The sequence below is a fragment of the Pseudaquabacterium rugosum genome, assembly GCF_038066575.1.
GTDB classification, from domain to species: Bacteria; Pseudomonadota; Gammaproteobacteria; order Burkholderiales; family Burkholderiaceae_C; genus Pseudaquabacterium; species Pseudaquabacterium rugosum.
The window spans coordinates 299,796-322,485 of record NZ_JBBUTF010000002.1 but is presented as its reverse complement, the minus strand read 5'-3'; the positions used below and the strand labels follow the sequence as shown (position 1 = coordinate 322,485).

Here is a 22,690-nt window from a genome sequence, read left to right as displayed (position 1 = left end):
GTTCCACGCCGCCACCACCCGACTTGCCTGCAGGCGACGCGGGAGCGCACCGGAACGACGTCATCCGGCGGTCGATCGGGGCCGTGACGGGCCGATGCCGGGTCGGACGCGGCCCTCCGGGCCCCGGCGGCCAGCCCTGCGTGCCGGTGGGCCGGCCCGCGGGGGCGCCCTCCGCCCACCACCCCCCAGGGCGTGCTTTTCCGTCGATCCGGGGTGGGCCGCGTCTTAGCACTCATCCAGACCGAGTGCTAATATCGATGGAACCGAAGCGGCCTCCTGCCACTCCGAGCCTGCATATGACGATGACCGCCTCCTCCACCGCACTGACCCTGCGCGACCCCTGGGCCCTGGTTCCGTCGCTGGGCAACCTGGACGCCTACATCTCCGCCGTCAACCGGCTGCCGATGCTGACGCCGGAAGAGGAATCCACCTACGCCCGCCGCCTGCGCGAGCACGGCGATCTGGACGCCGCCGGCCGCCTGGTGATGTCGCACCTGCGACTGGTCGTGTCGATCTCGCGCCAGTACCTGGGTTACGGCCTGCCGCAGGGCGATCTGATCCAGGAAGGCAATGTCGGCCTGATGAAGGCGGTCAAGCGCTTCGACCCTGATCAAGGCGTGCGCCTGGTCAGCTACGCGATGCACTGGATCAAGGCCGAGATCCACGAGTACATCCTGAAGAACTGGCGCATGGTCAAGCTGGCCACGACCAAGGCCCAGCGCAAGCTGTTCTTCAACCTGCGCTCGATGAAGCAGGCCTTCAAGGGCGACGCCAGTGCCGCCGACAGCCACCGCGCCAGCCTCTCGGCCGCCGAGATCGAGCGCGTGGCCGAGGAACTCAACGTCAAGCCGGCCGAGGTCGTCGAGATGGAGACCCGCATGGCCGGCGGTGATGTCGCGCTCGAACCCTCGGGCAGCGACGACGGCGAGGAGGCCTTCGCCCCGATCGCCTATCTGGCCGACGACCGTGACGAGCCCACCCGCGTGATCGAGTCGCGCCGCCGCGACCATCTGGCCGGCGACGGCCTGCTGCAGGCGCTCGAGGTGCTGGACGCACGCAGCCGCCGCATCGTCGAGGAGCGCTGGCTCAAGGTCAACGACGACGCCTCGGGTGGCATGACGCTGCACGAGCTGGCCGCGGAATACGGCGTCAGCGCCGAGCGCATCCGCCAGATCGAGGTCGCCGCGATGAAGAAGATGCGCAAGGCGATGGAGGCGGTGGCGGCCTGAGGCCGCGATCCACACGGCAGGCCTGTGCGGCCTGTCCGCCGTGCTGCACGACAAAAGGCCGCCTTCGGGCGGCCTTCGCGTTTCGGGCCCCGTCCGCCCGGCGCACGTCCAGCTCACGGCCGGCCTGTGCGCGCCGGGAAGACGGGACGCCGGCCCGGCGAGCCTCAGGCGGCGGCTTCAGCCAGCAGCAGCCGGATGTCGTCGGCCAGTGCCTGTGCGCCGCTGCCGTAACGGGTGAACAGTCGCACCTTGCCCTGGGTGTCGAAGACGTAGCTGCCGGCGGTGTGGTCGACCGTGTAGCTGGTGTCGGTCTTGCCCGGCACCTTGTTGAAGTAGACCTTGAAGTGCCTGGCGGCGGCCAGCGTCTCCTCCGGGGTGCCGCGCAGGCCCAGCATGTCGGGGCCGAAGTTGGCGACATAGGCCTTGAGCACCTCGGGCGTGTCGCGCGCCGGGTCGACACTGACGAAGATGCCCTGCACCCTGGCCCCGTCGGCGCCCAGCGCCCGCTTGACCTCGGCCAGCTCGCCCATCGTCGTCGGACAGACATCCGGGCACTGGGTGAAACCGAAGAACACCACCACCACCTTGCCCTTGAACTCGGCCAGGCTGCGGCGGCGGCCGTCACCGTCGCTCAGGGCCAGCTCGCGGGCGTACTCGGCGCCGGTGATGTCGACGGCCTTGAAGGCCGGCTTGCCGGCACCGCTCTGGTCGCAACCCGCCAGGACGGCGGCCATGCCGGGCAGCAGCGCCGCGGCGGCGGCTCGCTGCAGCAGATGCCGCCGGGTGTGTGGTGCCGCGGCGCCGGTCACGGCCGGACCGGAGGCATCGTGTGCGGGGGGATTCAGCTCAGCAGCCATGGCGTCAGGTAGTGGTCGAGCAGCAGCGCCGCGAACAGCAGCGACAGGTACAGGATGGAGAAGCGAAAGGTGGCCCGGGCCAGCGCATCGCTGTAGTCACGCCACAGCCGCCAGCCGTAGACGATGAACCAGCCCCCCAGCACCACGGCGGCCAGCAGATAGGGCCAGCCGCTCATGCCGATGACGAAGGGCAGCAGCGTGGCGGCGAACAGCACCAGCGTGTAGAGCAGCACGTTGAGCCGGGTGAAGTCGCTGCCGTGGGTGACCGGCAGCATCGGCAGGCCGCTCTTGCGATAGTCCTCGACCCGGTAGAGCGCCAGCGCCCAGAAATGCGGCGGCGTCCACAGGAAGATGATCAGGCACATCAGCCAGGCCTCGGGACCGGTGTCGCCCCGGATGGCCGCCCAGCCCAGCACCGGCGGCATGGCGCCCGAGGCCCCGCCGATGACGATGTTCTGCGGCGTCAGCGGCTTGAGGATGACGGTGTAGACCACCGCGTAGCCGACGAAGGTGGCGAAGGTCAGCCACATCGTCAGCGGATTGACCCACCAGTACAGCAGCGCGCTGCCGGCCGCGCACAGCACGGTCGAGAACACCAGCGCCTGGGTGCGCGTGAGCTCGCCCTTGGCCGTCGGCCGCCAGGCGGTGCGCGCCATGCGGGCGTCGATCGCCTGCTCGACCAGGCAGTTGAAGGCGGCGGCCGCACCGGCCACCAGCCAGATGCCGACGACGGCCGGCAGCACGACGCGCCAGTCCGGCAGGCCGGGCACGGCCAGCAGCATGCCGATGGCGGCGCAGAAGACGATCAGCTGCACCACGCGCGGCTTGGTCAGCGCCTGGTACTGGCGCCAGCGGCTGCCGAAGGACGGTGCGGCGGAAGGGGCCGGGGCGGCGGTCGACATCGATCGGGCATTCATCGCGGGGTCGCGCGGTTCAGATCCAGGGAAGACAGCGAGGCGGACGCGGACGGGCGGCCGGAGGCGGACCAGCGGCGCGCCTGCGGCACACGGGCCGCACGCAGCCGGGCCAGCAGGTGCACCTGCAACGCCACCAGCGCCGCCGCGCCGCCACTGTGGGCCAGCGCGGCCAGCAGCGGCCAGCCCAGCACCACGTTCGACAGCCCGCTGAGCCCCTGCGCCGCCACCAGGGCGGCCAGCGCCAGGGCCGGTCGGCGGCCATCGGGCCGGCGCCACAGCCGCCAGCCGAGCCAGCCCAGCACCGCGACCACCGGCAGCACGGCCAGCCGGTGCGTCCAGTGGATGGCGACCAGGGCCGTGAACGGCAGCGCGGCGCCCTGCCCGTCCTGACCCAGCGGGCGCAGCAGCGTGTAGCCGCGCGCCCAGTCACCGTCCGGCCACCATTGTCCACTGCACTGGGGAAACCCCTGACAGGCGAGGACCGCATAGTTGGTGCTGACCCAGCCGCCGAGCGCGATCTGCAGCAGCGTGAGCGCGAGCGCAGCGGCGGCCAGCCGCGGCAGTCCGGGGTCGTCGGCGGTGGCCAGCGGCTGCGGCTGCTGCAGCCCGCGCTGCCAGACCAGCAGGGCCAGCAGACCGATGCCGCCCAGCAGGTGCACGGTGACGATGGCCGGATAGAGCTTGAGCGTGACCGTCCAGGCGCCGAAAGCGCCCTGGGCGCAGACCCAGACCAGGGTCAGCGCCGGCCAGTGCAGCGGGATCGACAGCGTGCGGCGCTGGCGCCAGGCCAGCACCAGCGTCGTGATGATCAGGCAGCCGACGACCATGGCCAGATAGCGGTGGATCATCTCGATCCAGGCCTTGGCCCAGGTCACCGGGCCGTCGGGCATCGCGGCCTGGGCGGCGGCGATGGGGCCGGTGGCCTGCAGCGGGCTGGCATGGCCGTAGCAGCCCGGCCAGTCCGGGCAGCCGAGGCCGGAGTCGGTCAGCCGGGTGAAGGCGCCGAAGACGATCAGGTCGAAGGTCAGCACCGCCGTCAGCGTGGTCAGGGCGGCCAGGCGGCGCGGCCAGTCGGCCCGGCGCTGGCGCCACCACCACCAGGCCAGCGGCACCGCGGCCAGCACCAGCGTGGTGGCCACCAGAGTGGCCCAGGCGGCCGGGTGGGTGCGCAGCAGCTCGGTGGCCGCCGCCGCGCCGTGCAGCGCCGGGCTGGCGGCCGTGGCGGTGGCTGCGGTGGCGGTGGCGCCCACGTCGGCCAGGGCCTCAGGGCTGGCCATCGCGCACCTCCTGGCGTCCGGGCTGGTCCCAGCCGGCCGAGGCCCGCAGCAGGCGCTCCAGATCGCGCTTGACCCGTGCCGGATCGGCCTGGGCCGGCATGCGCATCATCCAGTCGCCCATCGGATCGACCAGGTAGAGGTGCTCGGCCAGCGCATGGCCGGAGGCCGGCTGCAGCCAGGCGGCGAGTGCGGCCGGATCGACGCGGGCGATGGTCAGCGCCGGCGTGGCGGCCAGGGCCTCGCGCAATGCGGGCGGGGGCTCGGCGCCGTCGGGGATCAGCCACAGCTTGTCGATGCGCTCGCGCTCGCGGCCGGTCATCTCGCGCAGCTGGCGCTGCAGGAAGAGCTGGCGCTCGCAGTCGGCGCCGCAGGCCCCGCCGGCCACCACCACCAGCAGCCACTGCCCGCGCAGATCGCGCAGGGCCAGTGGCTGGCCGTCCAGCGTGCGGGCCTGCAGCGCGGGCATCGGCCGCGTCGGCTGGATCAAGGTGCCGTAGGCGGTGCTGGCCCCGGGCCGCACCACGTAGTACATGAAGTAGCTCAGCAGCACCGGCGCGGCGCAGACGGCGAGCACCATCAGCATCTTCCAGCGCCCGGACTGGCGCTGGCGCACCAGCGCCTCGCCGGGCCGCGGCAGGCCGTGGACGGTCAGGCCCAGCGGCTCGTCGCCGGCCGGGCCGGTGGCGGCCGGCATGGCGGCGGACGTGTCGGACGCAGGGCCGGCAGGACGGCCGCGGACCGGCGCCGGATCCGCGGGATGGGCATCAAGCAGGGGCATGGTCGGGGGCCGGGCGTCGCGGCCGCAGGAGCTGGAACCAGATGAAGAGCCCGGCGGTCAGCGCGCTGAACGCGAACCACTGGGCGGCATACGCATGGTGCTTGCCGACGTCGGCGGCCGGCGGCGGCCAGTCACGGCGCAGCACGGGGCCGGCGGCAGCCGATGGAGCCGCCACGGCGGCCGCGGGTTCCGCCCCGGCCGGCGGTGACGGCGCCGCGGGCAGGGGCTCCGGCGCCGCGGCGGGTGGATCCTCGGTCGTCTGCTGCACGGTCAGCACCTGCAGGCGCAGGCCGGTCTCGCGGGACAGCGCATCGGGCGTCAGGTTCTGGCGGATCGGGCCGGGGGCGGCCTCGGCGGCGGTGCCGAGCTCCATCCGCACCGACGGCCAAGCCAGCAGCCGGCCCTCGACCTGACGCCAGCCGTCCGGCGTGTGCAGTGGCGGCAGACGGTTCGGATCACGGAGATCGCGCGGCAGCCAGCCGCGCTGCACCGCCAGCACCCGGCCATCGGCCAGCGCCAGCGGGGTGACGACGATGAAGCCGGCCTGACCCTGGTGCGGGCGGTTGTCCAGCCAGCGCGTGTGGGCCGGCAGCCAGCGCCCCTGCAGCGTGACGCGGCGGGCCAGGGCGTCAGCCAGCGCCGCGTCGTCGTGCGGCAGGCTGGCGGCCACCAGCGGCGGCAGGCGGCCCTGGCGCTCCAGGCGTTCGGCCGCCTCGGTCTTCTGCCGCGCACGGTCGAGCTGCCAGAAGCCGAGCCGGGCGGTCACGGCGCAGACGACGAGCGTGGCCAGGGTGATCAGGGCGAGGGAACGACGGACGGGCACGGACAGGCGAAGGACGAAGGCGGAGGCCGGAGAACAGCGGGTCGACAGGGAACACCGGCCACCGGACCGTGACCGTACGGCAGCCGCCGAGGACGGGCCACACGGCCACCCACCCTCACGGCCACCGGGACAGACACCGAGCGGCGTCCAGGAGTGACCTTCGCATAATGCCCGAGCATGAAGACCGTGATCGTCCTGCTCCTGATCGTCGTCATCGGTGCGCTGGCCAGCGCCGGGCTGTCCATGCTGCGCAAACCGGGCGAGGGCCAGCCCGCGGAGCGCCGCGACCGCATGGCCCGCGCACTGGCGCTGCGGGTCGGGCTGTCGATCGCGCTGTTCCTGTTCGTGCTGCTGGGTTGGTGGCTGGGCTGGATCAGCCCGGGCGGCGTGCCGGCCGGCCGTTGAGCACGTCGGCAGGCTGCACGACGGCAGGACGGCGGGCCCGGCATCCGGCCGGGCCCCGAACCGCTCAGAGCCAGTAGACCAGGAAGTACAGGCCGAGCCAGACCACGTCGACGAAGTGCCAGTACCAGGCGGCGCCTTCGAAGCCGAAGTGACGCTCCGGGGTGAAGTGGCCCTTCTGCAGCCGCAGCGTGATCACCAGCAGCATCAGCATGCCGACGAACACGTGGAAGCCGTGGAAGCCGGTCAGCATGAAGAAGGTCGAGCCGTAGATGCCGGAGCTGAGCTTGAGGTTCAGGTCGCGGTAGGCGTGGATGTACTCGTAGGCCTGGAAGCCGAGGAAGATCACGCCCAGCGCCACGGTCACCCACATCCAGCGGATCGTCTTCGCGCGCTCGCCGGCCACCATCGCGTGGTGGGCGATCGTCAGCGTCATGCCCGAGGTCAGCAGGATGGCGGTGTTGATCGTCGGGATCGGCCACGGCCCCATGATCGTGAACGGCTCGACGGTGCCGGCCGGCGACACGGTGCTGCCGCCCTGGCTCGGCCAGACGGCCTGGAAATCGGGCCACAGCAGCTGGTGGTCGAGGTTGCCCAGCATCGGCAGCGTGTGGACGCGGGCCCAGTACAAGGCGCCGAAGAAGGCGGCGAAGAACATCACCTCGCTGAAGATGAACCAGCTCATGCTCCAGCGGAAGGACGCGTCGATGCGCGGCGAGTACAGGCCGGTCTCGCTCTCGTGGATGGCCTCGCGGAACCAGACGAACAGCGTGCGCAGCCAGATCGCCAGCCCGAGCAGCAGCGACCAGGCGCCCCAGCCATGGCCGTTGACCCACTGCCCGGCGCCGAGCACGACGAAGAACAGGCCGAGCGAGGCCATCGCCGGATGGCTGGACGGCGCGGGAACGAAGTAGTACGGCGTGGCCCCGTGGGGCGTGGCGGCGGACATGGTCGGGTCTCCTCGACGCGGTGGCGTGTGTCGGTGTTGTGGATGGACGAACGGAGAACGGGACGGGTGGGCGGCCGCCTCAGCCTGCGCTGCCGGCGACGACCCACTGCACCAGCAGCACCAGCACGGCGACGAACAGCGCCGCACCGATGAAACCGGCCAGGATCAGGTGGACGGGATTGAGCCGGGCGACGTCGCGCTCGTAGTCGCGCTTGCGGCGCACGCCGAAGAAGGACCAGGCCACGGCCTGGATGGTCTGCACGAAGGACAGCGGGCGGGCGGCGGCCGAACGCGGCGGGCCGTCGGTGGACGGGGCCGGAGGCTCGGCAGGGGTCGGATCCGGCGGCAGGTGTTCGGCCATCGTGCGCGCCCTAGATGCCGGCGCCGGTGGCCGCCTGCGCCACCTTGCCGGGCACCTCGAAGAAGGTGTAGGACAGGGTGATGGTGGTCACGTCCTTCGGCAGCTTCGGGTCGACGTAGAAGACCACCGGCCACTGCCGCTCCTCACCCGGCTTCAGCGTGTACTCGTTGAAGCAGAAGCATTCGAGCTTGTTGAAGTGGGCGGTGGCCTGGCGCGGCGCGTAGCTGGGGATCGCCTGCGCCGCCATCGTGCGGTCCTGCCGGTTGCGGAAGGTGTACATCACGGTGGCCATCTCGCCCGGATGGACCTGCAGCGTGGCCTGCGCCGGCTTGAAGTCCCAGGGGCCGCGCGCGTTGGCATCGAACTCGATCGTGACCCGGCGGCTGTAGTCGATCTGCGTGCTGCGCTCGCGCGGCAGCGCGGCCGACTGCACGCCGGTCAGCCGCTCGCTGAGGCTGAGCACGTTGATGCCGAGCGCCTCGCAGATGCTGCGGTACATCGGCACCAGCGCATAGCCGAAGCCGAACATCGCGACCACGATGACCACCAGCTTGCCCAGCAGGCGGCGGTTGTCTCGACCGAGTGAGAAGGACAGGACGGGCATCGGCGGCGGGGCGTCGGATCCGGCGGCAGCGCCCGGGCTCAGCGCCCGAGCAGCACGATCTTGGCGATGAAACCCAGCCCGATCGCCAGCGCGACCGAGGCCAGGACCAGCGCCAGCCGCAGATTGGCCCGACGCAGCGCGGCGGGATCGTCAGGACGGGACATGGCAGGGCTTTCCTGAGGCGGCCGCGGCGTTCAGCCGACGACCTTGGTGGCGGTGGCATCCAGACGCGGCGGCGTCTCGAAGGTGTGGTGCGGCGCCGGCGACGGCACCTCCCACTCCAGGCCCTCGGCGCCCTCCCAGGGCTTCTGCGGAGCCTTCGGGCCCTGGCCGCGCATCATCGGCACGACGACGAAGACGAAGAAGTAGACCTGGGCCAGACCGAAGGCGAAGGCCCCGACCGAGGCCAGCGCGTTGAAGTCCGCGAACTGCATCGGGTAGTCGGCGTAGCGGCGCGGCATGCCGGCCAGACCGAGGAAGTGCATCGGGAAGAAGGTGACGTTGAAGGCGATCAGCGACCACCAGAAGTGGATCTTGCCGCGCGTCTCCGAATACATCACGCCCGTCCACTTCGGACCCCAGTAGTAGACGCCGGCGAACAGCGCGTACAGCGAGCCGGCGACCAGCACGTAGTGGAAGTGGGCCACCACGTAGTAGGTGTCCTGGATGTTGATGTCCACCGGCGCCATCGAGCAGATCAGGCCGGTGAAGCCGCCCATCGTGAACACGAAGATGAAGCCGACCGACCACAGCATCGGCGTCTCGAAGGTCATCGAGCCGCGCCACATCGTGGCGATCCAGTTGAAGATCTTCACGCCCGTGGGCACCGCGATCAGCATGGTCGCGTACATGAAGAACAGCTGGCCGGTCACCGGCATGCCGGTGGCGTACATGTGGTGGGCCCACACGATGAACGACAGGATGGCAATCGAGGCCGTGGCATAGACCATCGAGGTGTAGCCGAACAGGCGCTTGCGCGCGAAGGCCGGCACGATGGCGCTGACGATGCCGAACGCCGGCAGGATCATGATGTAGACCTCGGGGTGCCCGAAGAACCAGAAGATGTGCTGGTACATGATCGGGTCGCCACCGCCGGCCGGGGTGAAGAAGCTGGTGCCGAAGTGGCGGTCGGTCAGCGTCATCGTGATGGCACCGGCCAGCACCGGCATCACCGCGATCAGCAGGTAGGCGGTGATCAGCCAGGTCCAGGCGAACAGCGGCATCTTCATCAGCGTCATGCCCGGCGCGCGCATGTTCAGGATCGTGACGATGATGTTGATCGAGCCCATGATCGAGCTGGCGCCCATGATGTGCATCGCGAAGATCGCGGCGTCCATCGACGGGCCCATCTGCAGCGTCAGCGGCGCGTAGAGCGTCCAGCCGGCGGCCGGCGCACCGCCGGGCATGAAGAAGGAGCCGGCCAGGATCGCCGCCGCGGGGATCATCAGCCAGAAGCTGAAGTTGTTCATCCGCGCGAAGGCCATGTCGCTGGCGCCGATCTGCAGCGGCAGCATCCAGTTCGCGAAGCCGACGAAGGCCGGCATGATCGCGCCGAACACCATGATCAGCCCGTGCATCGTGGTGAACGAGTTGAACAGCTCCGGGTTGAAGAACTGCAGGCCCGGCTTGAACAGCTCGGCGCGGATGCACAGCGCCAGGATGCCGCCGATCATCAGCATCGCGAACGCGAACAGCAGGTACATCGTGCCGATGTCCTTGTGGTTCGTCGCGAAGACCCAGCGGCGCCAGCCCTTGAGCGGGCCGTGATCGTGGTCATGGGCATGACCGGCGTGGTGGTCGAGGACAGCACTCATGGGGTGAGGCCTTTCGGAATGCGGTGGGAAGTCGGTGGTCCGGGAGGGCGGCGGGCGGCACGGCACGGGGCCGGCCGCAGGCCCCTCACTTGCCGCGTGCGGCGACGATCTCGGCCGGCTGCACGATCTGGCCGGTCTTGTTGGACCACTGGTTCTTGGTGTAGGTGATCACGGCGGCGATCTCGGTGTCCGACAGCGCCTTCCAGGCCGGCATCGCCCCGTTGTTCTGGCCGTTGAGCAGCACGTGGATCTGCTTGCCCTTGTCGCCGTCGAGCACCACGGTCGAGCCGTCGAGCGCCTTGATCGGGCCGGCACCCTTGCCGTCGGGCTTGTGGCAGACCGCGCAGTTCGCGGTGTAGACCTTCTCGCCACGCGCGACCAGCTCGTCGAGCTTCCACGTCTTCTTCGGATCGTCGGCCTTGGCCGCCAGCTCCTTCTTCTTGCCGTCGACCCACTGGCTGTAGTCCTCGGCGGACAGCACCTTGACGTGGATCGGCATGTAGGCGTGTTCCTTGCCGCAGAGCTCGACGCACTGGCCGTAGAAGTCGCCGGTCTTGTCGGCACGGAACCAGGTGTCGCGCACGAAGCCGGGGATCGCGTCCTGCTTGACGGCGAAGGCCGGCACCATCCAGCTGTGGATCACGTCGTTGGCCGTCGTGATGATGCGGACCTTCTTGCCCACGGGCACCACCAGCGGGTTGTCGACCTTCAGCAGGTAGTCGTCGCCCTCGGGCGTGCCAGCGTCCGACAGCTGGCGCTGGCGCAGGTCGAGCGTCGACAGGAAGGAGATGCCCTGCCCTTCACCCTGCAGGTAGTCGTAGCCCCATTTCCACTGGTAGCCGGTGGTCTTGATCGTGAGATCGGCGTTGCTGGTGTCCTTCATCGCGACCACGGTCTTGGTGGCGGCGAAGCCCATCACGACGACGATCAGGAAGGGCACCAGCGTCCACGCGATCTCGACGGCCACGCTCTCGTGGAAGTGCGCGGACTTCGCGCCGACCGACTTCCGGTGCTTGATGATCGAATAGAACATCACGCCGAAGACGGCGACGAAGATCACCACGCAGACGATCATCACGAACCAGTGCAGGCCGTGGACCTGACGAGCGATCTCGGTGACCGGCGGATGCATGTCCAGCTGGTTGACCGCCGGCCCCCCGGGCAGGCCCTGCACGGCTGCGGCCGCATGGGCCGGCTGCAGCAGCGCCCACGGTGCGGACAGGGCCATGGCCCCGGCGACCCCTGCTTGCCTTGCGGCACGCCCTAGCGTCATTGTCATCCTCGTTGTCGTGATGGATCGTCGGCCGCCGGCGGCGGCTGCATGGGCTGTGGCGTGCCCCGCACCTGGTGCAGGGCCTGCCGCAGTTCGTGGGCCAGCGTCACGCGCAGCTCAGGTCGCAGATGGCGACCGATGCGCACACGCAGGCCTTCTCCGGAGAGCTCCACCAGGGAACCATCCCCGGCGGACGGCTCGACCCGCACCCAGGCGGTGCGGAAGTCGGTGCGTTCCACGCCCGGCCCCACCCGCTGCTCGACGTGCAGCCGGGAGGGATCGAGGGTGATGATCTCGCGATCGCCGGCATGGCGCGCGGCCAGCAGCAGCGCGATGCCGACCGCCAGCAGTTCCAGCCCGGTGAACAGCAGCACCAGGCCGACGCCCTGCCACCAGAAGCCGGCGGCCACCGCCAGCGCGACACCGCACAACAGCGCATAGGCGCGCAGCATCTGGCGGGGCGTGAGACTGACGTTGCGCCGCAGCTCGAAGTGCCAGGCCGCGGCCTCACCGCTGCGCTGCGCGAAGTGCCATGGCCCGCCTTGCGGCCGCACCGCAGGTGCGGGCCAGGGGCTGGAGGCGCAGGAAATGACCATGTCGGGGAGGGAGGGCGGCTGCGACCCCCGGCTCACGGGGGCATGGGTCGATACGCTGACCCCGAACAATGACGGTCTCGTTCAGCGGCGTCAATCGGGCGGACTCCGATCCCCGACCTGAGACAGATCAAGGTCGAATGCTAGCAAACCCGCTAAGGGCACCCTCAAGGCGGCGCCAGCCGTGACGCGGCGGTACAGCCGATCCCGCCGATGACACCGACTGTCCCATCACCGCCACAGCCGCTGCCGGGCCGCCGCCCATCGTGCGGGTCACCTCGGCCATCGACGGCCGGTCGGTCAGGCTCAGCGTCGACGCAGACGGCCCTGGCCGTCACGCAGGCTGTCGAGCGCGACCCGGGTGCTGCCGTCATCCTCGCGGTGCGCGGCCGCCCGCAAGGCGTGGCCGTAGACGACCTCGAAGCGCATCGTGATGCGCCCCTGGGCATCGGCGCGGCGGGCGAGCGCCGCATGCAGCCGCTCCCGCCAGCGCGGGGTGCGCAGGCCGGGATGACGTTGACGGCCCAGATGGCCGCCCAGGCCCCGCAGTTCGGCCACCAGCTGGGCCGGGCCCGACCAGTTCAGACGCAGCACTTCCTGATCCATCACCGGATCAGCGAAGCCGGCCTGCACCAGCGCATCACCGATGTCATGCATGTCGGCATACGGCGGATGCGGGGCCGGCCAGCCGGCCTCGGCATAGATCTCGCGCAGCTCGGCCAGCGTGTCGGGGCCGAAGGTGCTGAACATCAGGTAACCGCCCACCTGAAGCGCACGTCGCCAGGCCGTGATCAGCGCACCGGCGTCCTCGGCCGCATGCAGCTGCATGTTGGCCCACAGCAGGCCGGCACCGGCGGCCGGCACCTCCTGTTCGGCCAGCACCGGCCACTGCGGCTTGCGGCCACGCCACCACGGGCCCTGGGCGAGCTCGCGGCTGCGGGCCAGCAGCGCGGCATCGGGCTCGACCACGCTGACACGGGCCGCCGGCCAGACCGACTGCACCGCCGCACGGCCGCCACCGATGAAACCGCCCCAGTCCAGCCAGTGGGCGGCGGGCTCGCGGATGACGACCAGGCGCTCGGCCATGCGGCGCGCGATCTCCTGGTGCAGCCAGGGAGCGCCCTCGCCGCGGGCGAGGCGGCGGCGCTGGTGCCGCACGGCGGCCGGATCGGGCGCGGCCAGGGGGGTATCTGCCATGGGCGCGCAGTATAGGGAGGCGGCCACCGCGGCCGACGACGGGGCCTGGACGACCCTGCGCGCGGCCGGCCTGCCCCGGCGCTGCCTGCTGTGCGACGGCTGGACCCGGCTGCCGCTGTGCGCCGCCTGCCTGGCCGGACCGGCCCGCCCGCCGTCGCGCTGCACCGGCTGCGGCCGCACCGACTGCCGGGGGCCCGCCTCAGGGGCGGCCGCCGATCCGCCCCCGCGCTGCCCGCACGCGCCCGAGGGCCTGGCCGCGCTGTGGGCGCTGGCCGACTACCGCCCGCCCTGGGACCGCCTGATCCAGCGCCTGAAGTTCCACGACCGACCCGAGACCGCCGCCGTGCTGGCACCGCTGATGGCCGCGGCCCTGCTGCACCGGCCGCCGATCGCCCCGCCGGCCGCCCTGCTGCTGCCGGTGCCACTGAGCCGGGACCGCCTGCGCGAGCGCGGCTACAACCAGGCCTGGGAACTGGCGCGGCGCCTGGGCCGTCGCCTGCAGCGGCCGGCGGGGGCCGACCTGCTGGAACGTCTGCTCGACACGCCGCACCAGGTCGGGCTCGACCGCGCGCGGCGCCTGCACAACCTGGACGGGGCGTTCTGGGTGCCGCCGGCCGCACGCCGGCGGCTGGCCGGCCGACACCTGGCGCTGGTCGACGATGTCAGCACCACCGGCGCGACGGCCGTCGCCTGCGCCCGCACGCTGCGGCAGGCCGGGGCGGCCAGCGTGCAGCTGTGGGTCCTCGCCCGCACACCGGCGCCGGACGAACACGGCGACTGAGGTCCGGCGCACCCGGCCGGGCCGGCAGCCGCGACAATCGCGCCCCATGTTCCACATCGTGCTCGTCCACCCCGAGATCCCGCCGAACACCGGCAACGTGATCCGTCTGGCCGCCAACACCGGCTGCACCCTGCACCTGGTCCATCCACTGGGCTTCTCGATGGAGGACAAGCTGCTGCGCCGCGCCGGGCTCGACTACCACGAGTGGGCCCAGGTCCGTCACCACGCCGACTGGGACGCACTGCGGGCTGCCCAGGCCGCCGCCGGTGGCCGGCTCTACGCGTTCACCACCCGCGGCTCGCGCCTGCTGCCGACGGTGCGCTGGCAAGCCGACGACTGGCTGGTCTTCGGCCAGGAGACGGCCGGCCTGCCACCGGCCATCCGCGACACCATTCCCGAGGCCGACCGGGTCCGCCTGCCGATGCGCGCCGGCCAGCGCAGCCTGAACCTCAGCAATGCCGTGGCGGTGGCGGTGTTCGACGCCTGGCGACAGCAGGACTACGCCGGCGCAGCCGACGGCGGTCCGGCCGCCTGAGCGGCCGCGGCGCTTCAGAGCCCCTCGGCCCGCGCCTCGCGGCCCATCAGCAGGCGCAGCGCCTGCGCCGGTGTCAGCCGGCCCTGCAGCACCTCGACCACCGCATCGGTGATCGGCATCTGCACGCCGGCCGCCTGCGCACGGGCCTGCAGCGTGGCCGCGGTGTAGACGCCCTCGGCCACATGGCCCAGGCGCTGCAGGATGCCGGCCAGGTCCTGGCCCTCGGCCAGCAGCAGGCCGACCTTGCGGTTGCGCGACAGGTCGCCGGTGGCCGTCAGCACCAGATCGCCGAGACCGGACAGGCCCATGAAGGTGTCGGGCCGTGCGCCGAGCGCCAGGCCCAGGCGCGTCATCTCGGCCAGGCCGCGGGTGATCAGCGCGGCGCGCGCGTTCAGCCCCAGGCCCAGGCCATCGGCGATGCCGGTGGCGATCGCCATCACGTTCTTGACCGCGCCACCGACCTCGACCCCCACCGGGTCGACCGAGGTGTAGACGCGCAAGGCCTCACCGTGGAACAGGTCGACGGCCCGCGCGGCCAGCGCCGGGTCCCCGGACGCCGCCACCAGCGCGGTCGGCAGGCCGCGGGCGACCTCGAGCGCGAAGCTCGGCCCGCTGAGCACGCCGCTGGACAGATCGGGCCGGGTCGCGGCGGCGATCTCGTGGCCCAGCTGGCCGCTGCCCTGCTCGAAGCCCTTGCACAGCCACAAGGCACCGCAACCGGCCGGCAGCTGTTGCAGCGTCTGTCGCAGGCCGGCCATCGGCGTGCCCACCAGCACCAGCGCGCCGTCGCGCACGGCCTGCAGCGCGGCCGGCAGGTCGGCGCTCACCCGCAGCGCGTCCGGCAGGCGGACGCCGTCCAGGTAGCGGGCGTTGCGGCGCTCGTCCTGCATCTGCTGCGCCTGCCCGGCATCGCGGGCCCACAGCAGCACCGGGTGGCGCCGCGCGGCGGCCACCGCCATCGCCGTGCCCCAGGCGCCGGCACCGAGCACGACGAGCGCGGGCGGGCCGCCGGCAGCCCCTGTGGCGTTCGGATCAGGATGGTGCGGGGTGTCGATGGACATCGGGCGGAACGGTTGGACGGTCGGGACGACGACGGGCGTCGCGCGAACGCGACGGTACCAAAGACAACGCCCGGTTCAGCGGCGTCGACATCCTGGACGGATGCCGGGCCGGACCGGGCGTGCGGGTGATGCGGCCACTGCCACCGCCCGTCCCGCGGAGGGACGCCGGTGGCCGGACGGCCGGATCAGCGGATGACGCTCACTGGGCCTGCTGGGCCTGTTGCGCCTGCTGGGCCTCGAACATGGCCTGGAAGTTCACTTCGGTCAGCAGGATCGGCGGGAAGCCGGCGCGGGTGCAGACGTCGGAGACGATGGCGCGCAGGTACGGGTAGATCATCTGCGGGCAGACGATCGACAGGATGCCCTGCAGCTGCTCCTGCGGCACGTTGCGGATCTCGAAGATGCCGGCCTGCTTGGCCTCGATCAGGAACAGGGTGCGTTCGCCGACCTTGGTCGTCACGGTGGCGGTGACGGTCACCTCGAAGACACCGTCCTGGATCGACGCGGCCGCCATCGCCAGGTTGATGTCGACCTGCGGCTGCTGCTGTTCCAGCAGGATGGCCGGCGAGTTCGGCTGCTCCAGCGACAGATCCTTCAGATACATGCGCTGGATCTGGAAGACGGGCGTGTTGTCTTGTTCGGCCATGGCGGAAAGGGATCCTTCGGTCAAGAAAAAGCCCGGCTGCTCGCGTGGCAGACCGGGCTGCGGCGCCGGATTATGGCGCAGGGGGCGTGACGGAAAGGCCGCGGCGCCACGCAGCTGGGTGTGCCAGATTGACGGGGCCGGTGCGTCGCCGGACGCACGGTGTGCGCAGGCGTCAATGACCGCAACAGGAGGTGTCGGCCGTCAGCTGCCAGCGACACGACCACGGCCGGACGGGCCGCCGCGGACGCCGGATGTCAGGCCTGCAGCAGCGGCAGCAGGCCGCCCTGGCGATCGAGCTCGTAGAGGTCGTCGCAGCCGCCGACATGGGTCTGGCCGATGAAGATCTGCGGCACCGTGCGGCGGCCGGTCAGCGCCATCATCTGGTCGCGCTGGGCCGGGTCGAGGTCGACCCGCACCTCGTCGATGTCCGCCACGCCGCGCTGCTTGAGCAAGGCCTTGGCACGCACGCAGTACGGGCAGACCTGGGTGGTGTACATGCGGACGGAGTTCATGGCGGCAGCTGGCGCGGTCAGGCGCACTTCGGTTGGGAGAGGCTGCGCATTGTCGGGTCAGCCCCTCGACCCACGCCCGGCTGGGGGCATCACGCCGGGCAGGCCGGATCAGGCCGACTTGTTCACCGGCAGACCGGCCTCGCGCCAGGCGCTCATGCCGCCGGCCACGACCTGGGCCTTCTCGTAGCCGGCCTTGCGCAGCTGGGCCGCCGCACGCGAGGCGCGCGAACCGCTGGCGCACATCACCAGCACGGGCAGGGCCTTGTTCGCCGGCAGCTCGCGCGCACCGTCGAGCCCGGCCAGCGGCACGCTGCGGGCCCCGACGGCATGGCCGGCGGCGTACTCGGCGGCCTCGCGCACGTCGATCAGCACCGCCTTCTCGCGGTTCATCAGGCGCACCGCCTCGGAGGTGGGCACGCCGGCGCCACCGCCCTGCTGCATCGCCTGCCACAGCAGCGCGCCGCCCGAGACCGCCGCCAGCAGCACCAGCATCCAGTTGTTGATCAGGAATTGAATCACGAGGTCTTCCGGGTTCGGGCGGCCGCGTGAGGCGGAACGCACCAGTCATGACGTGCGGCTTGGGGTGCCGGCGAAAAGGGCCCGAATTATAGAATCCGGGGCTTCCCCGACGCCTTGCCGTCACCTCCGTCCGACCCCCAACCGGCCCCTGCGCGGGCCCAGCGCCGCATGTACAAGCTCGTCCTGATCCGCCACGGCGAATCCACCTGGAACCTCGAGAACCGCTTCACCGGCTGGACCGATGTCGAGCTGACGCCCACCGGCGTGGCCCAGGCCCGCCAGGCCGGCCAGACGCTGAAGGCCGCCGGCTACGAGTTCGACGTCGCCTACACCTCGGTACTCAAGCGTGCGGTCCACACCCTCAACCACTGCCTGGACGCGATGGACCGCGACTGGCTGCCGGTGGTCAAGGACTGGCGCCTGAACGAGCGCCACTACGGCGGCCTGCAGGGCCTGAACAAGGCCGACATGGCCAAGCAGTACGGCGACGAGCAGGTGCTGATCTGGCGCCGCAGCTACGACACGCCGCCGCCCGCCCTCGAGGCCACCGACCCGCGCGGCCAGCGCCAGGACCCGCGCTACGCGAAGCTGCCGGCCGACGCCGTGCCGCTGACCGAGTGCCTGAAGGACACCGTCGCCCGCGTGCTGCCCTGCTGGAACGAGGTGCTGGCTCCGGCGATCAAGTCCGGTCAGCGCATCGTGCTGGCGGCCCACGGCAACTCGATCCGCGCGCTGGTCAAGTACCTGGACAACATCGGTGACGCGGACATCGTCGGCGTCAACATCCCCAACGGCGTGCCGCTGGTCTATGAACTGGACGCCGACCTGAAGCCGATCAAGAGCTACTACCTGGGCGACGCGGACGCGATCGCCAAGGCCGCCGCCGCGGTGGCCAATCAGGGCAAGGCCTGATCCTGACGCGGCTCAGGCCGCGTCGACCGCCTGCTGGATCGCGCCGCGCAGCTGCTCGGCCAGCGCGCGGCGGTCGGCATGGCCGCAGGCCTGGGGCGGCAGGATGCGCAGGCGCACCGTCAGGTCCTGCGCGCCGGCGATCGCCCACAGGCTCTGCAGCAGGGTCATGTCGCCGATGTAGGCGGCCGCGGCCGCGCAGCGGCCCGTGACGTCGTCATAGCGCAGGCCGACGGCCTGGATCGGCGTGTCGGTGGCGACCGCCGCCTGCAGCAGATTGGCGTGGAAGGGCAGCAAGGGCGTGCCGGCGCCGGTCGTGCCCTCGGGGAACACCGCCACCGTCTGGCCCTGGCCGAGCGCCTCGGCCATCGTGTGCACCACGCGCAGCGCATCGCGCTTGCGTTCGCGCTCGATGAACAGCGTGCCGGCCCCGGCCACCAGCCAGCCCAGCAGCGGCCAGGCCCGCACATCGGCCTTGCTGACGAAGCGCGCCTGCGGCATCACCGCGTGTACCGCCAGGATGTCCAGCCAGGAGACGTGGTTGGCCACCAGCAGCGTCGCGCCGCGGTGCGGCAGGCCCTGGGCATCGAGCCGCAGGCCGAGCCGGCGCAGCAGCGTGGCCGCCCACCAGCCGATGCGCGCCTGGCGCCCAGCCGCATCCAGCGACGGGAAGCGCAGCGCCATCACCGCCATGCCGTGCAGCACGTGCACGACGGTGGCCGTCAGGCGCCAGACGGCACGCCCGGTGCGCAGCACCGCCGCGCTCAGGCGCCGGCCTGCCAGGCCACGGTGCCGGCCACCAGCGTGGCGCGCACCCGGCCCGGCAGCGCGGTGCCGGTGTGCTCGAAGGCGAAGGGCGTGTGCTTGCCCTGGCTGCGCAGCACGCCCGGCTCGACCGTCCAGGTGGCGGCCGGATCGAAGATGCACAGGTCGGCCACGCCGCCCTCGACCAGGCGGCCGGCCGACGAGGCCAGCGAGCCCAGCGCGTCACCGAGCACCTGCACCGGCAGGCTGGTCACGCGGGCCAGCGTCTGCGGCAGGCCGAGGCCGGCATCGGCACCCCACTTCAGCGCCAGGCTCAGCAGCAGCTCCAGACCGGTCGCGCCCGGCTCGGCCTCGCCGAAGGGCAGCGTCTTGGCGTCCTCGTCGACCGGCGTGTGGTCGGAGACCAGCGCGTCGATCGTGCCGTCGGCCAGCGCGGCGCGCAGCGCGTCGCGGTCGGCCTGCTGGCGCAGCGGCGGCGTCACCCGCATCGCCGGGTTGAAGAAGCCGATGTCGACGTCGGTCAGGTGCAGCGAATTGATGCTGACGTCGGCGGTCAGGGGCAGGCCCTCGGCCTTGGCCGCCCTCAGCAGGGCGACGCCGGCCGCGCTCGAGATGCGGCACAGGTGCACGCGGGCGCCGGTGCCGCGCATCAGCGCGACGATGGTCTGCAGCGCGATGGTCTCGGCGGCCACCGGCACGCCCGACAGGCCGAGCCGGGTGGCCACGGCACCGCTGGCGGCCACGCCCTTGCCCAGCCACGGATCCTGCGGCCGCAGCCAGACGGTGTAGCCGTAGGTCGCCGCATACTGCAGCGCGCGGTTGAGCACCAGCGTGTCCTTGATCGGCTGGTCGGCCTGGCTGAAGCCGACGCAGCCCGACTCGGTCAGCTCGGCCATCTCGGTCAAGGCCTCGCCGGCCAGGCCACGCGTCAGCGCGCCCAGCGGGAACAGCCGGCACAGGCTGAGCTTGCGGGCGCGGAACTTCAGCATGTCGACCAGGCCCGGCTCGTCGAGCGCCGGATCGGTGTCGGGCGGGCAGACCAGGCTGGTCACGCCGCCGGCCGCCGCCGCGTTGAGCTCGCTCTCCAGCATGCCCTCATGTTCGTGGCCAGGCTCGCGCAGGCGCGCGGCCAGATCGACCAGACCGGGGGCGACGACGCAGCCGCGCGCGTCGATCACGCGGTCGGGCTGGAATTCCGGGTTGATGCCGCCGGGGGCGGCGATGGTCAGGATGCGGCCGCCGGCGATGGCGACATCGGCGGGCTCGTCGCGGCCCGAGGCCGGGTCCACCACCCGGCCGCCTTGGATCAGGATCTTCATGGGATTTCAGGCCTCGTTGCCGGCGATGATGCTCATGACGGCCATGCGCACGGCGATGCCGAAGGTGACCTGCGGCAGGATCACGCTGTGCGAGCCATCGGCCACGGCGGAGTCGATCTCGACGCCGCGGTTGATCGGCCCCGGGTGCATCACGATGCAGTCCGGCTTGGCCAGGGCCAGCTTCTCCGGCGTCAGGCCATAACTCTTGAAGTACTCGCCCGCGCTCGGCAGCATGCCGCCGCTCATGCGCTCGTTCTGCAGGCGCAGCATGATGATGACGTCCGCACCGCGGATGCCCTCTTCCATGTTGTGGCACACGCGCACGCCCATCTGCGCCAGATCGCCCGGCACCAGGGTCTTGGGGCCGACGGCGCGGATGTCGGGCACGCCCAGCGTGGTCAGCGCATGGATGTCGGAGCGGGCCACGCGCGAGTGCACGATGTCGCCGACGATGGCCACCGACAGCTGGGTGAAGTCCTTCTTGAAGTGCCGGATCGTGTACATGTCCAGCAGGCCCTGCGTCGGGTGCGCATGGCGGCCGTCACCGGCATTGACCACGTGCACGTGCGGCGCACAGTGCTGGGCGATCAGGTAGGGCGCACCGGACTCGCTGTGGCGCACGACGAACATGTCGGCCTGCATCGCCGACAGGTTGGCGATGGTGTCGAGCAGGCTCTCGCCCTTGGACGCGCTGGACTTGGCGATGTCCAGGTTGATGACGTCGGCGCTCAGCCGCTTGGCCGCGATCTCGAAGGTGGTGCGGGTGCGGGTGCTGTTCTCGAAGAACAGGTTGAACAGGCTCTTGCCGCGCAGCAGCGGCACCTTCTTGACCTCGCGGTCATTGACCGAGAGGAAGGTGCTGGCGGTGTCGAGGATGTGGCTGACGACCGCGCGCGGCAGGCCCTCGATCGACAGCAGGTGGATCAGCTCGCCGTTCTTGTTGAGCTGCGGATTGCGCTTGCTGAGCATCAGGCGGCTCCCTGCGGTTCGCGGACCGAGAAGGTGAAGCGGCCGTCATCGGCGCGCGCCAGCTGCAGGCTCTGCCCGGCCGGCAGCGCGATGCGGGCGGCGGCCCAGGCCGGCTCGATCGGCAGCTGGCGGCCGCCGCGGTCGACCAGCACCGCCAGCGTGACGCTGGCCGGGCGGCCGAAGTCGAACAGCTCGTTGATCACGGCACGGGTGGTGCGGCCGGTGTAGAGCACGTCGTCGAGCAGCAGGATGTGGGCGCCGTCGACCGCATAGGGGATGCGGGTGGCGTCGGTGGTGGCGGCCATGCCGCGCTGGCCGAAATCGTCGCGGTGCAGCGCGCTGCTGATGACGCCGGGCTTGTGGGCGCCGAAGTGGCCGGGCAGGTCGGCGGCCAGGCGTTCGGCCAGCCAGGCGCCGCCCGACCAGACGCCCAGCAGGGCGGTACCGGGGGCGACCAGGCTGCGGACCTGGTCGCGCAGCGCTGAATACAGCGCCTCGGCGTCGAGGGTGAGAGTGCTCATGTCGTGGGGGTCTGCGGAAATGCGGAAACGTCGGTCAGGCTGCGCAGGTACTGCTCGAGGATCAGGGCCGCGCTGGCGGCATCGACATCGGCGGCGCCGCGGGCATGGGCCTCGGTCGTGCTGTAGCGCTCGTCGACCTCGTGCACCGGCAGGCGGAAGCGGCCGTGCAGCTGGCGGGCGAAGCGGCGCGCGCGACGGGTGTTCTCGTGCTCGGCGCCGTCGGGATGGAAGGGCACGCCGACGACCAGCGCATCGGGCCGCCATTCCTGGATCAGCTTGTCGATGCGGGCGAAGCGGGCATCGCCCTCGGCGGCGATCGTGGTCACCGGCGAGGCACCGCCGAGCACGGTGTTGCCGCTGGCCACCCCGGTGCGCTTCAGCCCGTAGTCGAAGGCGAGGAAGCTGCGGGGGGCGGTGGGTGTGCGGCCGGCCTCAGGCATGACCGGCCTCGGCGCTGAGCATGCGCGGGTCGATGCCCAGCAGGCCCAGCGCGCGGTCGTAGCGGCGGTCGACCGGCGTGTCGAAGATGACCTCGGGCGCGGCGTCGACGGTCAGCCAGCCGTTGCGGCCGATCTCCTCTTCCAGCTGTCCGGCACCCCAGCCGCTGTAGCCGAGGGTGACCAGCACGCGCGCCGGGCCCTCGCCGCGGGCCAGCGCCTCCAGCACGTCCTTGCTGGTGGTCATCACGAGGCCCCCGGGCACGCTCAGCGTGCTGTTGTAGGGGCGGGGGTGGGGGTGGGGCGAGGCGCCATCGGCCTCGGTCAGCGACTCGTGCAGCACGAAGCCGCGTTCGGTCTGCACCGGGCCGCCGAAGAACACCGGCTGGACGGCCAGCGCGGGCACGTCCAGCGGCACCTCGATCTTCTCGAACAGCTGCTCGAGCGTGATGTCGGTGGGCTTGTTGATGACCAGCCCCAGCGCGCCCTGCTCGTTGTGCTCGCACAGGTAGACGACGCTGCCGGCAAAGGTGTCGTCGGCCATGCCCGGCATGGCGATCAGGAACTGGTTGGTCAGGTTGATGCGGTCGCCAGCCATGGGCGGGCATTCTACGACCCGGGCCGGGCGCACCGCCCCGGGGC

28 protein-coding genes are annotated in these 22,690 nt (G+C 71.6%); 5 read left to right on the top strand and 23 right to left on the bottom strand.

Annotated elements, in window-relative coordinates:
* The first annotated feature begins 302 nt into the window (after nucleotides 1-302).
* Nucleotides 303-1,229, top strand: coding sequence for an RNA polymerase sigma factor RpoH (gene rpoH / locus AACH11_RS02050; RefSeq protein ID WP_341372523.1), 927 nt, complete (start codon nucleotides 303-305; stop codon nucleotides 1,227-1,229).
* A gap of 164 nt (nucleotides 1,230-1,393) precedes the next feature.
* Here the strand turns inward: rpoH and AACH11_RS02045 are convergent, their stop codons facing one another.
* The 5 genes from AACH11_RS02045 to AACH11_RS02025 form a co-directional block, all read right to left on the bottom strand.
* Nucleotides 1,394-1,963: an SCO family protein gene (locus AACH11_RS02045; protein ID WP_341372642.1), complete on the bottom strand. Its 570-nt coding sequence runs from the start codon at nucleotides 1,961-1,963 to the stop codon at nucleotides 1,394-1,396.
* 107 nt (nucleotides 1,964-2,070) lie between these two features.
* Nucleotides 2,071-2,988, bottom strand: a complete 918-nt coding sequence (cyoE, locus tag AACH11_RS02040; RefSeq protein WP_341372522.1) for a heme o synthase — start codon at nucleotides 2,986-2,988, stop codon at nucleotides 2,071-2,073.
* Nucleotides 2,989-2,999: 11 nt separating this feature from the next.
* Entirely contained in the window at nucleotides 3,000-4,280 is a 1,281-nt protein-coding gene (locus tag AACH11_RS02035) for a COX15/CtaA family protein (protein ID WP_341372521.1), read from the bottom strand.
* Nucleotides 4,267-4,974 (bottom strand): SCO family protein, encoded by a 708-nt coding sequence (locus AACH11_RS02030; RefSeq protein WP_341372519.1) that lies wholly within the window; start codon nucleotides 4,972-4,974, stop codon nucleotides 4,267-4,269. Before AACH11_RS02030 ends, AACH11_RS02035 begins: the two co-directional genes overlap by 14 nt.
* A 70-nt stretch (nucleotides 4,975-5,044) precedes the next feature.
* Nucleotides 5,045-5,881, bottom strand: a complete 837-nt coding sequence (locus AACH11_RS02025) for an SURF1 family protein (protein ID WP_341372518.1) — start codon at nucleotides 5,879-5,881, stop codon at nucleotides 5,045-5,047.
* Nucleotides 5,882-6,058: 177 nt separating this feature from the next.
* Here AACH11_RS02025 and AACH11_RS02020 point away from each other — a divergent pair, with 177 nt between their 5' ends.
* A complete protein-coding gene (locus tag AACH11_RS02020) occupies nucleotides 6,059-6,286 on the top strand; it encodes a twin transmembrane helix small protein (protein ID WP_341372517.1) in 228 nt (75 codons plus the stop codon).
* A gap of 64 nt (nucleotides 6,287-6,350) precedes the next feature.
* Here AACH11_RS02020 and AACH11_RS02015 read toward each other — a convergent pair whose 3' ends face one another.
* The 8 genes from AACH11_RS02015 to AACH11_RS01980 all read right to left on the bottom strand — a co-directional run bounded on the left by AACH11_RS02015 (nucleotide 6,351) and on the right by AACH11_RS01980 (nucleotide 13,074).
* Nucleotides 6,351-7,232, bottom strand: coding sequence for a cytochrome c oxidase subunit 3 (locus AACH11_RS02015; protein ID WP_341372516.1), 882 nt, complete (start codon nucleotides 7,230-7,232; stop codon nucleotides 6,351-6,353).
* Nucleotides 7,233-7,311: 79 nt separating this feature from the next.
* Nucleotides 7,312-7,593: a DUF2970 domain-containing protein gene (locus AACH11_RS02010; protein WP_341372515.1), complete on the bottom strand. Its 282-nt coding sequence runs from the start codon at nucleotides 7,591-7,593 to the stop codon at nucleotides 7,312-7,314.
* A 10-nt stretch (nucleotides 7,594-7,603) separates the two neighbouring features.
* Nucleotides 7,604-8,197, bottom strand: a complete 594-nt coding sequence (locus AACH11_RS02005; protein ID WP_341372514.1) for a cytochrome c oxidase assembly protein — start codon at nucleotides 8,195-8,197, stop codon at nucleotides 7,604-7,606.
* A gap of 38 nt (nucleotides 8,198-8,235) precedes the next feature.
* Nucleotides 8,236-8,361 carry a cytochrome oxidase small assembly protein gene (locus tag AACH11_RS02000; RefSeq protein ID WP_341372513.1) on the bottom strand — a complete coding sequence of 42 codons (126 nt, stop codon included), beginning with the start codon at nucleotides 8,359-8,361 and terminating at the stop codon, nucleotides 8,236-8,238.
* 30 nt (nucleotides 8,362-8,391) lie between these two features.
* A complete protein-coding gene (gene ctaD / locus AACH11_RS01995; protein WP_341372512.1) occupies nucleotides 8,392-10,011 on the bottom strand; it encodes a cytochrome c oxidase subunit I in 1,620 nt (539 codons plus the stop codon).
* Between the two features lie 85 nt (nucleotides 10,012-10,096).
* Nucleotides 10,097-11,239, bottom strand: coding sequence for a cytochrome c oxidase subunit II (gene coxB / locus AACH11_RS01990; RefSeq protein WP_341372511.1), 1,143 nt, complete (start codon nucleotides 11,237-11,239; stop codon nucleotides 10,097-10,099).
* Between the two features lie 47 nt (nucleotides 11,240-11,286).
* Nucleotides 11,287-11,880 carry a DUF2244 domain-containing protein gene (locus tag AACH11_RS01985; RefSeq protein ID WP_341372510.1) on the bottom strand — a complete coding sequence of 198 codons (594 nt, stop codon included), beginning with the start codon at nucleotides 11,878-11,880 and terminating at the stop codon, nucleotides 11,287-11,289.
* Nucleotides 11,881-12,183: 303 nt separating this feature from the next.
* Complete coding sequence (locus AACH11_RS01980; protein ID WP_341372509.1) at nucleotides 12,184-13,074, bottom strand: methyltransferase domain-containing protein; 891 nt, start codon at nucleotides 13,072-13,074, stop codon at nucleotides 12,184-12,186.
* Here AACH11_RS01980 and AACH11_RS01975 point away from each other — a divergent pair.
* Nucleotides 13,073-13,855: a ComF family protein gene (locus AACH11_RS01975; protein WP_341372508.1), complete on the top strand. Its 783-nt coding sequence runs from the start codon at nucleotides 13,073-13,075 to the stop codon at nucleotides 13,853-13,855. The genes AACH11_RS01980 and AACH11_RS01975 overlap by 2 nt on opposite strands.
* Before the next feature lie 46 nt (nucleotides 13,856-13,901).
* Nucleotides 13,902-14,390 carry a tRNA (cytidine(34)-2'-O)-methyltransferase gene (locus AACH11_RS01970; protein ID WP_341372507.1) on the top strand — a complete coding sequence of 163 codons (489 nt, stop codon included), beginning with the start codon at nucleotides 13,902-13,904 and terminating at the stop codon, nucleotides 14,388-14,390.
* A gap of 14 nt (nucleotides 14,391-14,404) precedes the next feature.
* Here the strand turns inward: AACH11_RS01970 and AACH11_RS01965 are convergent, their stop codons facing one another.
* The 4 genes from AACH11_RS01965 to AACH11_RS01950 form a co-directional block, all read right to left on the bottom strand.
* Nucleotides 14,405-15,451: an NAD(P)H-dependent glycerol-3-phosphate dehydrogenase gene (locus AACH11_RS01965; protein WP_341372506.1), complete on the bottom strand. Its 1,047-nt coding sequence runs from the start codon at nucleotides 15,449-15,451 to the stop codon at nucleotides 14,405-14,407.
* Between the two features lie 199 nt (nucleotides 15,452-15,650).
* Nucleotides 15,651-16,097: a protein-export chaperone SecB gene (gene secB, locus AACH11_RS01960; protein ID WP_341372505.1), complete on the bottom strand. Its 447-nt coding sequence runs from the start codon at nucleotides 16,095-16,097 to the stop codon at nucleotides 15,651-15,653.
* A gap of 254 nt (nucleotides 16,098-16,351) precedes the next feature.
* Nucleotides 16,352-16,609, bottom strand: coding sequence for a glutaredoxin 3 (gene grxC, locus AACH11_RS01955; protein WP_341372504.1), 258 nt, complete (start codon nucleotides 16,607-16,609; stop codon nucleotides 16,352-16,354).
* 108 nt (nucleotides 16,610-16,717) lie between these two features.
* Nucleotides 16,718-17,125 carry a rhodanese-like domain-containing protein gene (locus AACH11_RS01950; RefSeq protein WP_341372641.1) on the bottom strand — a complete coding sequence of 136 codons (408 nt, stop codon included), beginning with the start codon at nucleotides 17,123-17,125 and terminating at the stop codon, nucleotides 16,718-16,720.
* Nucleotides 17,126-17,296: 171 nt separating this feature from the next.
* Here AACH11_RS01950 and gpmA point away from each other — a divergent pair, with 171 nt between their 5' ends.
* Nucleotides 17,297-18,040: a 2,3-diphosphoglycerate-dependent phosphoglycerate mutase gene (gene gpmA, locus AACH11_RS01945; protein WP_341372503.1), complete on the top strand. Its 744-nt coding sequence runs from the start codon at nucleotides 17,297-17,299 to the stop codon at nucleotides 18,038-18,040.
* Nucleotides 18,041-18,052: 12 nt separating this feature from the next.
* On the opposite strand, the gene AACH11_RS01940 is transcribed toward gpmA, so the two are convergent.
* The 6 genes from AACH11_RS01940 to AACH11_RS01915 are packed head-to-tail and all read right to left on the bottom strand — an operon-like array spanning nucleotide 18,053 to nucleotide 22,646.
* Entirely contained in the window at nucleotides 18,053-18,793 is a 741-nt protein-coding gene (locus AACH11_RS01940; protein WP_341372502.1) for a lysophospholipid acyltransferase family protein, read from the bottom strand.
* An 8-nt stretch (nucleotides 18,794-18,801) separates the two neighbouring features.
* Nucleotides 18,802-20,121, bottom strand: coding sequence for a dihydroorotase (locus tag AACH11_RS01935; protein ID WP_341372501.1), 1,320 nt, complete (start codon nucleotides 20,119-20,121; stop codon nucleotides 18,802-18,804).
* Nucleotides 20,122-20,127: 6 nt separating this feature from the next.
* Nucleotides 20,128-21,090 (bottom strand): aspartate carbamoyltransferase catalytic subunit, encoded by a 963-nt coding sequence (locus AACH11_RS01930; protein WP_341372500.1) that lies wholly within the window; start codon nucleotides 21,088-21,090, stop codon nucleotides 20,128-20,130.
* A complete protein-coding gene (gene pyrR, locus AACH11_RS01925) occupies nucleotides 21,090-21,611 on the bottom strand; it encodes a bifunctional pyr operon transcriptional regulator/uracil phosphoribosyltransferase PyrR (protein ID WP_341372499.1) in 522 nt (173 codons plus the stop codon). Before pyrR ends, AACH11_RS01930 begins: the two co-directional genes overlap by 1 nt.
* Nucleotides 21,608-22,051 (bottom strand): Holliday junction resolvase RuvX, encoded by a 444-nt coding sequence (gene ruvX, locus AACH11_RS01920; RefSeq protein WP_341372498.1) that lies wholly within the window; start codon nucleotides 22,049-22,051, stop codon nucleotides 21,608-21,610. The genes pyrR and ruvX overlap by 4 nt, the downstream gene beginning before the upstream one ends.
* Entirely contained in the window at nucleotides 22,044-22,646 is a 603-nt protein-coding gene (locus tag AACH11_RS01915) for a YqgE/AlgH family protein (RefSeq protein ID WP_341372497.1), read from the bottom strand. The genes ruvX and AACH11_RS01915 overlap by 8 nt, the downstream gene beginning before the upstream one ends.
* Nucleotides 22,647-22,690: the final 44 nt, after the last annotated feature.

Coding starts and splice junctions, on each gene's coding strand:
- rpoH (WP_341372523.1), top strand. CDS start 303: ATGACCGCCTCCTCCACCGCACTGACCCTGCGCGACCCCTGGGCCCTG.
- AACH11_RS02045 (WP_341372642.1), bottom strand. CDS start 1,963: ATGGCCGCCGTCCTGGCGGGTTGCGACCAGAGCGGTGCCGGCAAGCCG.
- cyoE (WP_341372522.1), bottom strand. CDS start 2,988: ATGTCGACCGCCGCCCCGGCCCCTTCCGCCGCACCGTCCTTCGGCAGC.
- AACH11_RS02035 (WP_341372521.1), bottom strand. CDS start 4,280: ATGGCCAGCCCTGAGGCCCTGGCCGACGTGGGCGCCACCGCCACCGCA.
- AACH11_RS02030 (WP_341372519.1), bottom strand. CDS start 4,974: ATGCCGGCCGCCACCGGCCCGGCCGGCGACGAGCCGCTGGGCCTGACC.
- AACH11_RS02020 (WP_341372517.1), top strand. CDS start 6,059: ATGAAGACCGTGATCGTCCTGCTCCTGATCGTCGTCATCGGTGCGCTG.
- AACH11_RS02015 (WP_341372516.1), bottom strand. CDS start 7,232: ATGTCCGCCGCCACGCCCCACGGGGCCACGCCGTACTACTTCGTTCCC.
- AACH11_RS02010 (WP_341372515.1), bottom strand. CDS start 7,593: ATGGCCGAACACCTGCCGCCGGATCCGACCCCTGCCGAGCCTCCGGCC.
- AACH11_RS02005 (WP_341372514.1), bottom strand. CDS start 8,197: ATGCCCGTCCTGTCCTTCTCACTCGGTCGAGACAACCGCCGCCTGCTG.
- AACH11_RS02000 (WP_341372513.1), bottom strand. CDS start 8,361: ATGTCCCGTCCTGACGATCCCGCCGCGCTGCGTCGGGCCAATCTGCGG.
- ctaD (WP_341372512.1), bottom strand. CDS start 10,011: ATGAGTGCTGTCCTCGACCACCACGCCGGTCATGCCCATGACCACGAT.
- coxB (WP_341372511.1), bottom strand. CDS start 11,239: ATGGCCCTGTCCGCACCGTGGGCGCTGCTGCAGCCGGCCCATGCGGCC.
- AACH11_RS01985 (WP_341372510.1), bottom strand. CDS start 11,880: ATGGTCATTTCCTGCGCCTCCAGCCCCTGGCCCGCACCTGCGGTGCGG.
- AACH11_RS01975 (WP_341372508.1), top strand. CDS start 13,073: ATGGGCGCGCAGTATAGGGAGGCGGCCACCGCGGCCGACGACGGGGCC.
- AACH11_RS01980 (WP_341372509.1), bottom strand. CDS start 13,074: ATGGCAGATACCCCCCTGGCCGCGCCCGATCCGGCCGCCGTGCGGCAC.
- AACH11_RS01970 (WP_341372507.1), top strand. CDS start 13,902: ATGTTCCACATCGTGCTCGTCCACCCCGAGATCCCGCCGAACACCGGC.
- AACH11_RS01965 (WP_341372506.1), bottom strand. CDS start 15,451: ATGTCCATCGACACCCCGCACCATCCTGATCCGAACGCCACAGGGGCT.
- secB (WP_341372505.1), bottom strand. CDS start 16,097: ATGGCCGAACAAGACAACACGCCCGTCTTCCAGATCCAGCGCATGTAT.
- grxC (WP_341372504.1), bottom strand. CDS start 16,609: ATGAACTCCGTCCGCATGTACACCACCCAGGTCTGCCCGTACTGCGTG.
- gpmA (WP_341372503.1), top strand. CDS start 17,297: ATGTACAAGCTCGTCCTGATCCGCCACGGCGAATCCACCTGGAACCTC.
- AACH11_RS01935 (WP_341372501.1), bottom strand. CDS start 20,121: ATGAAGATCCTGATCCAAGGCGGCCGGGTGGTGGACCCGGCCTCGGGC.
- AACH11_RS01930 (WP_341372500.1), bottom strand. CDS start 21,090: ATGCTCAGCAAGCGCAATCCGCAGCTCAACAAGAACGGCGAGCTGATC.
- pyrR (WP_341372499.1), bottom strand. CDS start 21,611: ATGAGCACTCTCACCCTCGACGCCGAGGCGCTGTATTCAGCGCTGCGC.
- ruvX (WP_341372498.1), bottom strand. CDS start 22,051: ATGCCTGAGGCCGGCCGCACACCCACCGCCCCCCGCAGCTTCCTCGCC.
- AACH11_RS01915 (WP_341372497.1), bottom strand. CDS start 22,646: ATGGCTGGCGACCGCATCAACCTGACCAACCAGTTCCTGATCGCCATG.